The 265-nt window shown below is 47.2% G+C and carries 1 protein-coding gene; it reads left to right on the top strand.

Features of this window, described 5'->3' with window-relative positions; all coding sequences use genetic code 11:
• Positions 1 to 265 (top strand): THUMP domain-containing protein (locus tag AAEZ06_RS27465; protein WP_350617274.1); only part of this gene is annotated, 265 nt, incomplete at both ends.

The following is a 265-nucleotide window of genomic DNA, read 5'->3' as shown; positions in this document are numbered from 1 at the left end:
GCTACAGACTGAGCTGACGAGTTTTGGTATTGCAAGTGACATCAAAAGTACCGGCCGTCTGACCGTTACGGGTACATTGCGTGATCTCTATACGATTTGTCTGTGGTCGCGAGTGGCATCGCGGGTATTGATGCTGATTAAACGCAGAAATATTAATGCCGAGTATGATGTGGCAGAGCAGCTTTATGGCTTAGCGAAGTCGGTCAATTGGACGGAGCAGTTTAAACTTGAGCAAACCTTTGCCATTCGTCTGTCTGTCGACAAA

This window comes from Pseudomonas sp. HY7a-MNA-CIBAN-0227 (assembly GCF_040310325.1).
In the GTDB taxonomy this organism is placed as follows: domain Bacteria; phylum Pseudomonadota; class Gammaproteobacteria; order Pseudomonadales; family Pseudomonadaceae; genus Aquipseudomonas.
The sequence above is the reverse complement of the archived record's forward strand: the minus strand, read 5'-3'. Positions and strand labels throughout refer to the sequence as shown.